Source organism: Pedobacter sp. FW305-3-2-15-E-R2A2, assembly GCF_038446955.1.
GTDB lineage: Bacteria > Bacteroidota > Bacteroidia > Sphingobacteriales > Sphingobacteriaceae > Pedobacter.
In genome coordinates, this window is sequence record NZ_CP151803.1 from 1,803,287 (window position 1) to 1,818,671 (window position 15,385).

The 15,385-nt window shown below is 45.4% G+C and carries 11 protein-coding genes; 9 read left to right on the top strand and 2 right to left on the bottom strand.

Features of this window, described 5'->3' with window-relative positions:
- Positions 1–2: 2 nt before the first annotated feature.
- The 7 genes from AAFF35_RS07500 to AAFF35_RS07530 are packed head-to-tail and all read left to right on the top strand — an operon-like array spanning position 3 to position 11,147.
- On the top strand, positions 3–1,133 hold the full coding sequence (locus AAFF35_RS07500) for a galactose oxidase (protein WP_342331804.1): 1,131 nt from the start codon (positions 3–5) through the stop codon (positions 1,131–1,133).
- A complete protein-coding gene (locus tag AAFF35_RS07505; RefSeq protein WP_342331805.1) occupies positions 1,130–2,386 on the top strand; it encodes an MFS transporter in 1,257 nt (418 codons plus the stop codon). The genes AAFF35_RS07500 and AAFF35_RS07505 overlap by 4 nt, the downstream gene beginning before the upstream one ends.
- 24 nt (positions 2,387–2,410) lie before the next feature.
- Entirely contained in the window at positions 2,411–3,985 is a 1,575-nt protein-coding gene (locus tag AAFF35_RS07510) for an exo-alpha-sialidase (protein ID WP_342331807.1), read from the top strand.
- Between the two features lie 32 nt (positions 3,986–4,017).
- Positions 4,018–6,120: a GDSL-type esterase/lipase family protein gene (locus tag AAFF35_RS07515; RefSeq protein WP_342331808.1), complete on the top strand. Its 2,103-nt coding sequence runs from the start codon at positions 4,018–4,020 to the stop codon at positions 6,118–6,120.
- Between the two features lie 10 nt (positions 6,121–6,130).
- Positions 6,131–7,327 (top strand): AGE family epimerase/isomerase, encoded by a 1,197-nt coding sequence (locus AAFF35_RS07520; RefSeq protein WP_342331809.1) that lies wholly within the window; start codon positions 6,131–6,133, stop codon positions 7,325–7,327.
- A complete protein-coding gene (locus AAFF35_RS07525) occupies positions 7,324–9,297 on the top strand; it encodes a beta-N-acetylhexosaminidase (RefSeq protein WP_342331810.1) in 1,974 nt (657 codons plus the stop codon). The genes AAFF35_RS07520 and AAFF35_RS07525 overlap by 4 nt, the downstream gene beginning before the upstream one ends.
- A 53-nt stretch (positions 9,298–9,350) precedes the next feature.
- On the top strand, positions 9,351–11,147 hold the full coding sequence (locus tag AAFF35_RS07530) for an SGNH/GDSL hydrolase family protein (RefSeq protein ID WP_342331811.1): 1,797 nt from the start codon (positions 9,351–9,353) through the stop codon (positions 11,145–11,147).
- Between the two features lie 50 nt (positions 11,148–11,197).
- Here AAFF35_RS07530 and AAFF35_RS07535 read toward each other — a convergent pair whose 3' ends face one another.
- Positions 11,198–11,893, bottom strand: coding sequence for an FCD domain-containing protein (locus tag AAFF35_RS07535; protein ID WP_342331812.1), 696 nt, complete (start codon positions 11,891–11,893; stop codon positions 11,198–11,200).
- A gap of 330 nt (positions 11,894–12,223) precedes the next feature.
- Between AAFF35_RS07535 and AAFF35_RS07540 the strand changes: the two genes are divergently transcribed.
- On the top strand, positions 12,224–13,042 hold the full coding sequence (locus tag AAFF35_RS07540) for a DUF6266 family protein (protein WP_342331814.1): 819 nt from the start codon (positions 12,224–12,226) through the stop codon (positions 13,040–13,042).
- Here the strand turns inward: AAFF35_RS07540 and AAFF35_RS07545 are convergent, their stop codons facing one another.
- Entirely contained in the window at positions 13,043–14,065 is a 1,023-nt protein-coding gene (locus tag AAFF35_RS07545; RefSeq protein ID WP_342331815.1) for an LLM class flavin-dependent oxidoreductase, read from the bottom strand.
- A gap of 261 nt (positions 14,066–14,326) precedes the next feature.
- On the opposite strand from AAFF35_RS07545, the gene AAFF35_RS07550 reads away from it, so the two are divergent.
- Positions 14,327–15,346, top strand: a complete 1,020-nt coding sequence (locus tag AAFF35_RS07550) for a FecR family protein (protein ID WP_342331816.1) — start codon at positions 14,327–14,329, stop codon at positions 15,344–15,346.
- Positions 15,347–15,385 lie beyond the last annotated feature (39 nt).

The window sequence follows — 15,385 nt, forward strand, 5'->3', positions numbered from 1 at the left end:
TTATGTTGACGACAACAGCTGTTTTCGCTCAGAGAACGCCCATGCAACAAATCGAATGGTCTGTTGCAGCCAAACTGCAAAATAAGGATGGCAGTACCTCCATTGGCTTTGCAGGAGCGATTAATGCCGTATCTGCAGATCAGCTGATCATCGCCGGTGGCGCTAACTTTCCTGATAAAATGCCCTGGGAAGGTGGCAGGAAACAGTATTCAAAAGAGATTCATATCCTGGAAAAATCAGGTCCCGGCTTCGCCTGGAAAAAGATAACCGAACAATTGCCTGAGGCCATTGCTTATTGCGGAAATACCTCGACAAAAGCCGGATTGGTGTATGCGGGAGGAGAAAATGAAAAAGGACTGTCCGATAAGGCTTTCCTCCTCAACTGGAATTCCTCCGATCATAAGATCGAAATCAAACCGCTGCCAAACCTGCCTTTAGCGCTGACTAACCTGGCATTAACCGCCATTGGAAACGTAGTTTATGCCGTTGGTGGAGACGGGTCTGACCATTCTTCAAATGCCATTTTTAGCCTGGATCTGGAAACTCCCGCTGCAGAATGGAAAGCACACCCGGATCTCCCGGTTGCACTGGCCAATGCAGTGGTGGTCGCAGATGGGAAAGCCGTTATTTATGTGATCGGTGGAAGAACAAAAAATCCTTCGGGAATCAGCGGATTAAACTCGACGGTGTTTGCCTACCATACGCTCAAACAAAGCTGGACCCGGCTTGCGGGTATTTCAGAGGGGACAAAAACCCTTAATTTCTCTGCAGGTGCGGGGATCATGGCAGACCAGGACCATATCCTTCTTCTTGGTGGCGACAATGGAAAGGTCTTTCATCAGATTGAAACCTATCTTTCTAAGATTTCAACAAGTAATGATGCCGCAGAACGGGCAAGGCTGACTACAGAAAAAAACAAACTGAGTACTCAGCATCAGGGTTTTTACAGAGGAATATTACAATACCGCATCAGCACAAATACCTGGACTAAAATAGGGGAATTGCCTTTCCCTGCACAGGTAACTGCCAGTGCCACAAAATGGGACGGGGGGATTGTACTGTCCAGCGGAGAGATTAAACCAGGAATCCGGACACCCAACATCATGTTGGGGAAAATAAAGAATAAGAAATGAAGAACTCAAAGAGATATGCCTGGGTAGTCGTTGGATTGCTATGGGTGGTGGCTTTATTAAATTATATGGATAGACAGATGTTGTCTACGATGAAACCTGCGATGCAAATAGATATCGCAGAATTACAGTCGGCCACAAATTTTGGTTACCTGATGGCAATTTTTCTATGGATTTATGGCTTCATGAGTCCGGTTTCCGGAATTATCGCCGACCGGTTTAACCGGAAATGGCTGATTGTAGGAAGTCTGTTTGTATGGTCACTGGTTACCTATCTGATGGGATATGCAACAACTTTCAATCAAATTTATTGGCTGAGGGCCTTAATGGGGGTAAGTGAAGCTTTATATATTCCCGCCGGACTGTCGCTGATCGCCGATTTCCATTCTTCGAAAACCAGATCTCTGGCGATTGGAATCCATATGACGGGTTTATACATGGGCCAGGCCCTGGGGGGATTTGGCGCGACCATCGCCGATAGATTTTCATGGCAGGCCACCTTCCACTCATTTGGAATTATTGGGGTGGTGTATGCCCTGATTCTCGTTTTCTTTCTGAGAGAAAAGAACATTACGGATGATCTTGATCCTTCAGTGGATGCCATAAAGATGAACCTGCAGAAGGCCACGAAACCTGCTCTGTTTAAAGGTTTCGCCATTTTGTTTACCAACATCTCCTTTTGGATCATCTTGTTTTATTTTGCGGTTCCAAGTCTGCCGGGATGGGCAGCAAAGAACTGGTTGCCTACGCTTTTTGCGCAAAATCTGGATATTCCTATGGCCACTGCCGGTCCTTTGTCGACGATTACGATCGCTGCCTCTTCATTTATCGGCGTAATATTCGGCGGAATATTGTCAGATAAATGGGTGCAAAAAAATATTAAAGGAAGAATCTATACCAGTGCCATCGGCCTGGGATTAACGATCCCTTCGCTCTTGTTTTTAGGTTTTGGCCATTCCCTTTTTCATGTGGTTGGCGCTGCACTTTGCTTTGGCCTGGGCTTCGGTATGTTTGATGCCAATAACATGCCCATTCTTTGTCAGTTTGTCTCTGCAAAGTATAGGGCAACTGCTTATGGGCTGATGAACATGACGGGGGTATTCTTTGGTGCTTTTATTACCGATCTGCTGGGTAAATCTTCAGATGCCGGCAGCCTGGGGAAAGACTTTGCCATGCTGGCAATTATCGTCCTGCTGGCCCTGATCGTACAGCTCTATTTCCTTCGTCCCAAAGCCAACGACTTTGCAGAAAACTAGTGTCTTAAATTAAAATTAAAAGAAATGATTTCACAACAATATAAATGTTTCCTCTTTTCCATGCTCCTGGTCATGGTAGGCCTGAGCAGCTGCAGCCAAAGACTAAATACGGATCAGCAACTCGCCGGCCGGATTAAAATCACCGAACGCAGACCGGTTCATCCGGTTCTGAAAAGGAATGCCATAAATCCGTTGATTAGCATTATGGTGGAGGTTCCGGAAGCCGCCGGGGAGACTTCATTTAAGTCGATCCGTGCTGCAGTCAGTAAGGAAACATTACAGGACGTTCAGCGCCTGGAAATATACGGCAGCAATGAAAAACAGGAACTGGATTCCCGGAATTTAATTAGCGCGATCAGCCTTTCATCGCAAAATTTTCAGATGGAATTGCCCTTGAAACTGAAACCTGGTCAGCACCTGTTTTGGATCTCTGCGGGTTTAAAAGAGAACGCAGATCCGGATCATCACCTGACCATTAAGCTGCTGAACGTCCTTGATGAAACGAATAAATCCCATCAGATCAGCAATCCGCAGTTTCGGGACAGCAGAATCGGAATTGCCCTGAGAAAGCCAAATGATGACGACGTAAACTCTTATCGGATTCCCGGTATCGTTACCACGGACCAGGAAACCTTGATCTCCGTATATGATGCACGTTATAAGAACAGCGCAGATCTGCCTGGAAATATTGATGTGGGCATGAGCAGGAGTAAAGATGGAGGGAAAACCTGGGAAGCGATGAAAGTGATTATGGATATGGGTGCTCCCCATGAAAACAATGGCGTAGGGGACCCTTCCGTTTTATTTGACCCGATAACCAAAAAAATCTGGGTTGCGGCATTATGGAGCAAGGGAAACCGCTCGATCGCGGGTTCCAGGCCGGGTTTATCGGAAGAAGAGACCGGGCAGTTTGCAGTGACGAGCAGCAGCGATGACGGCCTGACCTGGACAAAACCTTACAGCATCACCGCTCAGGTGAAAAACCCTTTATGGAGATTGTTCTTTCCGGGTCCTGGAAATGGGATCGCCATGGCAGATGGGAAGCTTGTTTTTCCTGCCCAATACTGGGATGAAAAGAAAATGCCGCATTCTACTTTGATCTATAGTGATGACCATGGTCAAAGCTGGAAAGCAGGTCTGGGTGCAAAATCCAATACCACCGAAAGTCAGCTGGTAGAAACCCGTCCGGGAACGATCATGTTAAACATGAGAGATAACCGTGGTAAGTTCAGAAGCGTAGCCACAACCACAGATATGGGACAAAGCTGGAGCAGTCACCCGACCACCGAACATACCCTTGCAGATCCGGTTTGCATGGGCAGCCTGATCAAAGCAAAGGTCAAAGTGAAAGGCGTAATGAAGGACGTGCTTTTTTTTAGCAATCCCAATTCCTCTTCCGAACGTAAAGACCTGACGATAAAAGCGAGTCTGGATCTGGGAGAAACCTGGATGGATGCAAATCAATTGCTGGTCGATGAAAGAGGTTCTTTCGGTTATTCGGCGCTGACAAAGATCGACGACCATACCCTGGGGATCTTATACGAAGGAATCCGGGACCTTTATTTTGTCCGCATTCCCGTAAAGGACATTATCAAATAAACAAAGAGGATCGTCAAATAAAATGGTATCAAATGATCAGCCTGAACAGCAGTTTGAAAAAAATAGCATGCTATTGCCTGTGTTTACTGTGTTTCCACAGCAAGGCATTGGCACAAAACGCAAAAATAAAAATAGCCTGTATCGGCAACTCCGTGACCGCTGGTTATGGATTGAAAGTCCCTGAAAAGGAAGCCTATCCTTCGGTATTACAAAATTTATTGGGAAAGGGTTATGACGTTCAAAACTTCGGCTTTAGTGGTGCAACGCTGTTAAAAAAAGGGCATCGGCCTTATGATCAAACCAAGGCATTCGCTAAGGCAATTGATTTTAAAGCCGATATTGCGGTTGTCCACCTTGGATTAAATGATACTGATCCGAGAAACTGGCCACAATACCGGAATGATTTTGAAAAGGATTATGCCTGGTTGCTGGATACACTTAAGCACAGCAATCCTGAAATTAAGCTGTACATCTGCCGGTTAACACCGATCTTCAGCGAACATCCGAGATTTAAATCGGGTACGAGGGAATGGTACGGTCAGATTCAGCAACTCATTCCCGTGATTTCCAAAGCAAATCAGACGGAACTGATCGACCTCAATACACCGCTGCACCGGAGGCCGGATTTATTTGCCGACAACCTTCATCCGGACAAAGAAGGGGCAGCAATCATTGCGCAAACCGTCTACCAAAACTTGAGCGGAAATTTCGGGGGACTCAAACTTCCGGTCGTATTTGCCGATCATATGATCTTGCAAAGGAACCAACCGATTCCGGTATTCGGAATGGCAGATGCAGGCGAAAGGGTAGAGGTTGTTTTTCATCATCAAAAACAAATTACTGCTGCGGGAAAGGATGGGAAATGGAAAGTCTGGTTTCCGGCAATGCCCGCAGGAGGGCCGTACGAACTGCACATAAAGACGGAGAAAAGAAGCATCGCCCTAAATGACATTTTGATGGGAGAGGTATGGCTCTGCTCTGGCCAGTCGAATATGGTTTTCCCGCTTCGGAATGCGGAAACAGGAAAAGCAGAACTGAGCGGGCTTTCAGAAAATAAAAACATACGCCTGATGCAGTTTAAGTCTATCGCCGAAACGAATAACTCGGCCTGGGATAGCCTGACGATGGAGAACGTAAATCAGCTGAACTATTTCTCTGCCAATTGGAAGCTGTGCAATGCCGCCAATGCGGCAGATTTTTCTGCCATCGCCTATTATTTTGGAAAGGAAATCGGGAAGTCGGAAAACGTACCTGTCGGCCTGATCCAGCTGGCAGTTGGTGGATCAACAATAGAATCCTGGATAGACCGCAATACCCTCGAACAGGATGCACAGTTGGTGGATGTCCTGGCCAACTGGCGAAAATCTGACTTTATGATGGAATGGGCGCGGGGAAGGGTGGATGTCAATCTTAAAAATGCAGCTAAAATCAGGCAACGTCATCCTTATGAGCCTGCTTATAATTATGAATCCGGAATTGCTCAACTGATTGAATTTCCAATCAAAGGCCTGATCTGGTATCAGGGAGAAAGCAATGTACACAATCCGGAACTGTATGCGCATAGCTTTCCCGTCCTGCTGAATAGCTGGCGGAAGAAATGGGGCTACGATTTTCCGGTTTACTATGTCCAGCTTTCTGCGCTCGACAATCCGGCCTGGCCGGAGTTCAGAGCAATGCAGCAAAGACTGGAAAAAGCCATTGTCCATAGCGGCATGGCGGTAAGTTCCGATCTTGGAGATTCCCTGGATGTCCATCCGAAGAAAAAGAAAGAAATCGGAATGCGACTGGCTTTACTGGCCCTGAAAAATACGTATCATAAACGGGTAACCGCAAAGGGGCCTGTCCCGATTAAAGCCCGAAAACAGGGAGAAATCCTGCTGCTTTCATTTGCACCGGGTACAACACTTAGAACGAAAAATAATGAACCTTTAAGCGGTTTTGAACTCAACTCCGCAAAGGGGGAAACGCTGGCGGTACCGGGAACAATAGTTGGCCATAAAGTTCAGCTGCGGCTACCGGCAGGAAAAGAGATAAAAACGGTCCGTTATGGCTGGCGACCCTTCAACAGGGCCAATCTGACCAATAAATCCGGATTGCCTGCCGCCACATTTACCATGCCCATCGCTATCAACTAAACTTACAAAAATGAACTATACCAAAGAGCACTTAGAAGAGCTTTGTCAATTCTATAAACAACAATTATTAAATGATACGGTTCCCTTTTGGTTTCCCAGATCTGTAGATACCGAATTTGGAGGTTATCTCCTGATGCGTGATCAGGATGGAACATTGATCGACGACGATAAAGCCGTATGGATTCAAGGCCGGGCAGCCTGGTTGCTGTCTACTTTGTACACTACTTTTGAAGCCAAAGCCGAATGGCTGACGGCTGCTAAATCGGGAATAGATTTTCTCAATAAATATTGCTTTGATACAGACGGACAGATGTTCTTCCATGTCACACGAGATGGAAAACCGATCCGTAAACGACGGTATTACTTTTCAGAAACTTTCGCGGTAATTGCCAATGCAGCCTATGCAAAAGCAAGCGGAGATCCTGAAGCGGCCGAAAAAGCCCGCTACCTGTTCGGGAAATGTATCGAATACTCCAGCAAGAAAGGCCTGCTTCCGCCGAAGTTTACGGATACCAGGCCTGCCAAAGGAATTGGTGTTCCGATGATTATGATGAATACCGCACAACAGCTCAGAGAAACTATTGGTGATCCGAGATGTGACGAATGGATTGACTATTGGATCAATGAGATTGAGACTTTTTTCGTGAAAGACGATATCCGCTGTGTGATGGAGCAGGTGGCACCGGATGGAAGCATTATCGACCATGTTGACGGAAGAACATTAAACCCGGGCCATGCGATAGAAGGGGCCTGGTTTATCCTTCATGAGGCCAAATACAGGGACAATGATCCCCGGCTGATCGATCTTGGTTGCCGGATGCTGGACTATATGTGGGAGCGGGGATGGGACAAGGAACATGGCGGAATCCTGTATTTCAGAGATGTTTACGATAAACCGGTACAGGAGTACTGGCAGGATATGAAATTCTGGTGGCCACATAATGAGGTGATCATCGCAACCTTACTGGCCTATACCATGACCGGAGATGAAAAGTATGCGAAATGGCATAAAATGGTTCATGACTATTCCTATAAACATTTCCACGATAAAGAAAACGGAGAATGGTTCGGGTACCTGCATAAAGATGGAAGTCTGGCTCAAACCGCAAAAGGAAACCTGTTTAAAGGACCTTTCCATCTCCCAAGACAGGAATGGTATTGTGCGACACTATTGGAAGAATACCTGCAGAAAGAAACCAAGGTATGAGGTTCCGGAAATTTGTCATCTTTGCACTTTTAGCTTTTTTAGCGGATATTTCAATTGCACAACCGCTGTGGAAAACCGCAGAACGGCCTGCTTTAATCCCTTTACCTCAGCAACTGAATTGGGAAAAAGAGACATTTGACCTGAAGGCCTGCAAGTTTATTGTATTAAAGCACAAGAGCCTGATGGAGGAGGCCGTTATCCTGAAAAAGATGCTGGCCAACCTTGGATTAAACCTGAAAATCAGCATGAACCCGGTTAAGGGATCCTCCTTTATTCTGCTGGATACCGGAAAGGTAGAAAAGGTAACCTTTCCGGAAGAATCCTATCAGATTCAGGTGAATGCAAAGAAAATCACACTTCTTGGATTCAATAGAAAAGGCCTGTTCTATAGTTTTCAAACTTTGCGGCAATTGGCAGGTAAAGCGCAAAGCATCCCCGCCTGTACAATCGTAGATTGGCCTGCTTTCTCCTGGCGGGGATACATGGCAGATGTGGGCCGGAACTTCCAGCCTGTTGCTTTGTTAAAACAGCAGATTGAGGTCATGGCGACTTATAAATTAAATGTTTTTCATCTTCACCTGACAGAAGACATCGCCTGGAGACTGGAAAGTAAACTTTATCCTCAGCTCCACGCGCCGGAAAATATGCTTCGAAACAAAGGAAATTATTATACTGAGGCAGAAATGAAGGAGCTGATTGCCTTTTGTAAAGCACGGCATATTCAATTGATTCCTGAAATTGACATGCCGGGACATAGTGCGGCCTTCAAAAGAGCGATGAAAACAGAGATGCAAAGCGATACAGGTCTTCGCATCGTCAAAAATATCATTACTGAATTTTGTCAGACTTATGACCTTCCTTACCTGCACATTGGGGCGGATGAGGTCAGGATCACGAATGCAAACTTTCTTCCGGAGGTCACTGCAACCCTTGAAAAGCTAAATAAGAAGATGATTGGATGGGAACCCGGCGGGAATTTTACAGAAGGCACGATCCGTCAGCTCTGGATGGAGGATGCGACCAAAGTAAGCCGGAATAAAAATATCCGGTACATTGATTCCAGGCACCTTTACCTGAACCATATGGATCCTTTGGAGAGCGTCGTTACTATTTTTAACAGACAAATTGCCAACCTGGATCAGGGGAATGAAAATGCGCTGGGTGGGATTATCTGCAACTGGCCTGACCGCAGGATCGCCAAAGCAGCAGATGCATTGATTCAGAATCCGGTTTATCCGGCAATGCTGGCCTTTGCAGAACGAAGCTGGAGAGGAGGAGGAAAGTCAGGCTGGATTGCCAACATTGGCCGGCCGGAATCGGAGGATGCCATCCGCTTTGCCGTTTTTGAAAATCGTTTACTACGCCATAAGGAATTGTATTTCTCCGGGCTTCCATTTCCCTATGTCCGCCAGTCGGGAATGAAATGGAAGTTTTTTGGTCCTTTTACCAATGCAGGGGACTTGTCTGCTTCCTTTATGCCGGAACAACAGGGACAGGATAAAGACCAGCTTCCGGCCGCTTTCGAAGCGGTTGGCGGAACGATCATCCTGAGGCATTGGTGGGCGCCGGAGGTAAAAGGCGAACTGGAAAACCCTCAGGAAAATACCACCTGGTATGCTTATACGAAGTTATGGGCTGATCAGGAGGGAAGTAAAGAGTTTTGGATTGGGTTCAATAACTTGTCGCGCTCTTATGCTTCCGATTCGCCGGAGAAAGGAAGCTGGGACCATCGTAAAAGTGGTATACAGGTAAACGGAGTGCCGATCGCTCCGCCGGATTGGGCCCAACCGGGATTAAAAGGAGATCTGGAAATTCCATTAACCGATGAGGGATATGAATTCCGGAAGCCCACAAAAGTCAGGTTAAAAAAAGGCTGGAACGAAGTCCTGATCAAGCTTCCTATAGGCTCCTTTAAGGGGGCTGACTGGAAAAATCCCCAAAAATGGATGTTTACGATGGTACCTTATTGATGTGGAATCTTTCTTTTATCTTAGTAAACCTTGTTCGCTATAATTCCTGAAAAATGAAAAGATACTTTTTGATCCTGACCCTGACGATGATCTCCGGCATTCTGTCCATAATCCCGGGCGGGTTTTGTGTGGCACAAAGCAACATTGGCTTCAAATCATGGAATCCGGTAAACGACACGCTGAATGTGATCCAGGGAAGGGGCTGGTCTAAGGGCTTTAAAAGTGATTACGACCGATTGCCGGCCAGTGCGGAAAAGCAGGTCAGGAAAGCAGTCTGGAATTTGGCGGAAAACAGTGCAGGATTAACTTTAAGGTTCAGAACAAACGCAGAAAATATTGTCGTTAAATTTGCAGTTAAAGGCGCGCTTCAGATGCCTCATATGCCTGCTACAGGCGTAAGTGGGGTAGATTTGTATGCCAAAGACCTGAATGGAAAATGGCTTTGGTGTGCGGGAAAATTTTCCTTCGGTGATACCATTAGCTATCGGTTTAACCAGATTTCCGGGAATGACCAGCACCTGAAAGACAGGGAGTATACCTTGTACCTACCTTTATACAACAGCGTCAGTTGGCTCGAGATTGAAGTGCCGGAAGCGAGCGATTTTAAGGCATTGCCGGTAAATCCGGAGCAACCAATTGTGGTTTACGGGACTTCCATCGCTCAGGGAGCATGTGCGTCGCGCCCGGGGATGGCCTGGACTTCCATTTTAGGAAGGAAGCTGGACCGGCAGCTGGTCAATCTTGGTTTTTCGGGAAATGGGATGCTGGAACCTGAAGTACTGGATTATATCACACAGATCGATGCCAGGTTATATGTACTGGATTGTCTGCCAAATATGACCGGTAATAAGATGACTGATGCCACGTTCAGGAAGAGAATTGCGAATGCCGTAGCAAGCATTCAGCTCAAAAGACCCGGAATCCCTATTCTCTTAACGGAACATGATGGATATTCGGAAGCAGCCATGCAGCCAATGAAGAAAACGGAATATGAAAGGGTGAACATGCTGCTGAATTTGACAGTTGATTCCCTGAAAAAAGCAGGAGTAAAGAAGATTTACCTGCTTTCAAAAGCGGAAACCGGACAGGATATAGAGAGTATGGTGGATGGGGTGCATCCGAATGATCTGGGCATGATGAATTATGCAAATGCTTACGAAAGGAAAATCAAAGCCATTTTTGAAGAAGCAGAAGGGGCAAACTCCACGATGATCCCACGCACACAAAGAAGGGATGCCGCTACCTATGATTGGGAGACCCGTCATCGTGAAGTACTGAAATATGCTGCCACACAGCATCCGGAAATGGTGCTCATCGGAAATTCTATTACCCATTTCTGGGGAGGGATGCCCGAAGGACCTGTTGCAAGGGGGAAAAAATCATGGTCAACCTATTTCGGTGGGCCTAAGACCGTCAATATGGGCTTCGGCTGGGACCGCATTGAAAATGTCTTATGGCGGATTTACCATGGAGAATTGGATGGTTTTTCTGCCCGGCAGATCGTGCTGATGATTGGGACCAATAACCTGGAAGTCAATACCGACGAGGAGATGGTGGCAGGACTGGATTTTCTGTTGCAGGCCATCCGTTCCAGACAAGCTGGATCGGGGATATTGTGCATGGGAATCCTGCCGCGCCGGGGGATGGAACTCCGGGTTTCAAATCTCAATAAAAAAATCGCACTGATGGCTAAGAAGAAAGGAGTTCCATATGCAGATGCAGGAACACTCTTTTTAAAATCAAATCAACAGATTGATGAATCATTGTTTAGCGATGGTTTACATCCAAATGAGAACGGATATGAGCGTTTGGGGAAATTTATCAGTAGCCGCATCACCCTAAAAAAATAGGAAGAATGCCTGAACCCAACTGAAGCTGAGGATGGAGCTGGAATGCTAATTTAGAACAATCGCTGGAAATGAGTTTCCAGATGGTTCCGCATGGCATTCCTGAACAATTCAGGAGAACCATTTTCCAGAATGTCGACCAGGCCTTTATGAGATACAAACTTAGAAATGTTCACCGATTCTTTGAGCAGACCGCTATTGTGTACGTAATCAAAGATGGGCAACAGCATTTTCTGGAAGTTCTTTAAGGTTTTATTCCCTGCGATCTCATATAATTTTCCATGAAAAGTGATCTCATGTTCTATTTCAAAAATATAGTCTTTTGGTGTTTCGGGTTGTTTTTCAATGATTTCTTTCAAATCTTTAATGTCATCGGCAGTGATGCGGTTAAATAAGAAATCAGCCATTCCAATTTCTAAGACCAGGCGGATTTCAAAAATTTCCTTTAACGTCTCCTCATCCAGGATGTGAGGGTTCATGCTTTTTCTGAGGATTCCAAACAGATCGGGGCTGGTGATGATCATTCCCCGCTTTTTTTTAGATTCAATTAATCCCATCATCCTCAATCGTAAAAGGGCTTCTCTTACTACCGTCCGGCTCACACCCAGGGAAGTACAGAGTTCCATTTCTGTCGGAATACTGTCGCCGATTTTCAGTTTTTTTACTTGTAGCAGCTGAACTAAATTGGCCTCTACACGATCGACAAGAGAACTGGTATCAACGAGTTTAATAGATTCAAGAAGCTCCATATCGGGAATTAATTTAACAACAACCTATGCGTTGGAGCTCAAATATAGTCGTATGCACAGATTAAACAAAATTAAAGCTTGCTTAAAAGCATGGAAAAAGGTTTTAAGAACTGCGTTGTATCTGCGCTTTATTTCCGCTTACTTTCAATTGAACAATACTTGATCTATCATAGGGGGTTGATTGATCCTTCATTGGTCCAACGGACCTTTAAACCCTCTTTTATCTCCCAATCATAGCTGAAAAGAAAGAAAGCGCAAATTAATCGCATATGAAACTTATTCCGTATATTGAGTAGAATAATTTTTATTAAAGAATTTAAAAACAAATAAATGGGAAAATTAGTAGGTGGTCCGTTCGGAATGCTCCATGGACGGGTCGGAAATCTGGTCGCTTATGTGCTCAATGGAGAGAACATCATGAGAAAGATCGGCAAGAGCAGTAAACCTTTAACGCCGGCAAGGAGGGCGAATTGTGAAAAAATGACCGTGGTGAACCATTTTTTACAACCAGCACTTCCTTTTATCCAGCTGGGCTTTCGGTTCGAAGCAGCCGGAACCAATAGAAATGCCTATAATGAGGCTGTTTCTTATAACAAAATGAATGCCCTTCAGGGAGCCTATCCAGACATCAGTATCGATTACAGTAAAGTACTGCTGAGTAAAGGGGAACTTCCTGCTGCGAAACAAGTTCAGATTGAAAAAACGGAGCATGGAATCGCATTTACATGGGATACCTCGGATATTTCGAGTCAGCGCAGGCATGACCGTACAATGTTACTGGTTTCTTTTCCTGAGCTGGGCCTGGTGAGTTATCATCCAAGTGGTTCAAAGCGCATCGAAGGAAAAGACCTGCTCTATTTTGATCAGGACTATAAAGAGGAACATATGGAAGTCTATATTTCCTTTGTCAACGCCGAAGGAACCCAGGTTTCAGACAGCGTATATGCAGGTGCATTCGACGCGGTTCAACCGGAAATTCCGGAAATCGAAAGCAAAGATCAGGAAGAAACCCTGCCTGCACTGCAGATCAAGGCCGATACCCTGCAAAACAGAAAAGTAGTTAAACAAAAAGGAAAGCTGCCAAAAAACAGGGCCAGGCAGAAAAATTCCGGCCCGGCCCCTTTATCTAAGCGAACTGCGCCCTCTTGATTATTTTTTTAACAGTGGTGCTACCGCTGTACCAATCAGATTGATGGATTTTAGTTGTTGCTCATGGGATAAATTCCCGGTATCCATTTGGAAAGTAAACCTCGATACACCGCCGAGTGCTTCCGAATGCCTAAGGATTTTTGCAGCTATTTCTTCGGGACTACCCACTAAAAGTGCGCCCTGAGGACCCAACTGAGATTCAAAACGATCCCTGGTCATTGGTGGCCATCCGCGTTCCTTACCAATATTGGTCATGGATTTAGCATATCCGGGATAGAACTCATCCTCTGCTTGCTGACTTCCTTCGGCCACATATCCAAGGGAGTGGATACCCACTTTCAGCTGATCTTCTGAAAAGCCTGCTTCTTTTCCTGCTTTACGGTATAAATCTACCAGAGGGCGGAACTGGTGTGTCTGGCCGCCAATAATCGCTACCATCAATGGCAATCCAAGCATTCCTGCACGGGCAAAAGATTGTGGCGTACCACCAACACCAAGCCAGATCGGCAATTTCTCCTGAACCGGTCTTGGATAGATCGACTGATTCACTAAAGCCGGGCGAAACTGACCCGACCAGGTTACTTTTTCATGGTCACGGATCTGTAGTAACAAATCGAGTTTTTCGGTAAACAGCTGATCGTAATCCTGAAGTTTATATCCAAATAATGGGAAAGCATCCGTAAATGAACCACGGCCAACGACCATCTCCGCACGACCTTGAGAAATCAGATCCAGGGTTGCAAAATCCTGAAAGGCGCGAACCGGATCAGCGGCACTCAAAACCGTTACCGCACTGGTTAACCTGATGTTTTTTGTTCTGCCGGCTGCGGCAGCAAGAATATTACTGGGTGCTGAATCCAGAAACTCACGCCTGTGGTGTTCCCCGATTCCGAAAACATCAATTCCCGATTGATCGGCATATTCAATCCTTTCCAGTAACTGCGCAATAGCTGTTGCGTCAGTCGGGGCATCCGGCCCATCTATATTAAACTTCGCTGCAAAACTGTCTATTCCTAATTCCATATCAAACCTCGTTTTAATTGCTGTCTTTTTTTGAAAATTATATTTTCCCTGATGTGCTTCCTAAATATTTATGCTCGAACATCCGGTACATACAAACGTAAGGAAGATAAATCACACTGATCTTGAGGTATGGTAAGATCTGCTTTACTGATATATTTTGAAAATAAATTCACTCATTATCAGTTGTTTGTATTTTTTATCAAAAAAAACGAGTAGAACAAAGCCCATTTCTGCACTATAAAATACCAACGACATGATTTAATGAAACAGCCTGAACTTACGATTGAAGAATTACTGAACGATACTGAATTTATAGATTACTGTTTAACGGAAGGTACGCAGGTTCCCGACAAATGGCGGCAACAGCTCCTGGATCATCCTCAGGAGCAGAAAACCTTTGAAAAAGCAAAGACATGTATATGGTTGCTGGAAGGGAAAATGCCGGAAGAGCTCATCGAAGCGAAGCAGCTTAACTTCATCGCATTGTTTAGAAAAGTACAGCAGGAAAAGGCTAAAAAAGGCCCTCCATACTTGTGGATAGGAATTGCCGCTTCCTTGTTCCTTGTATTCAGTACGGCCATTATTCTTTTTAAAACCAGAACGCGGCCGCAAAGTACTTATGAGAATTTAGCAGGAAGATCTGTTGAAGCAGGGAAGGGAAGCCAAAAAAGTATTACCCTGGCGGATGGTACGGAAGCGATTATTTATCCCGGCGCGAAATTGCTCATCTCTGATGATTACAATGATGATTTCAGGGAAGTTGCCGTTTACGGGCAGGTGTATTTTAAAATCTTCCCTCAGAAAGACAAACCTTTCATCGCTTATAGTAAGCATACCACGACGACTGCATTGGGAACGGCTTTCTATGTCCGGGATTTTAAAAACGCCCTGCAATCGGCTGTCATCCTGGTCAACGGTAACGTAAAAGTACAACCGCCCGGAATTCAGCAGGCCGAAATTCTGGAGCCTGGAACGATGATGCTGGTCAACAATAAAACCAGCGCTGCCGAGAAAAGAACGGTAAGCAAACAGGAACTGAACGAACTGCTGGAGCAGAAGCTGTATTTCAACGACAGCAATACGATCAATGTGATCGATAAGCTGGAGATCTGCTATGGCGCAGAAATCGATATCAGTCGTTGTCATGGCGAATTGAAGAAAATTACTGGTGATTATTCCGGTCAGCCGCTTTCCAATATCCTGAGTTCCATTGCCTATATCAACCACCTGAGCTGGAGGATTGATGAGGAACAGCACATTATTTTCGAACCATTGCCATAATTCTCCATAAACCTAATTAACTAAATATAAACCAACCAA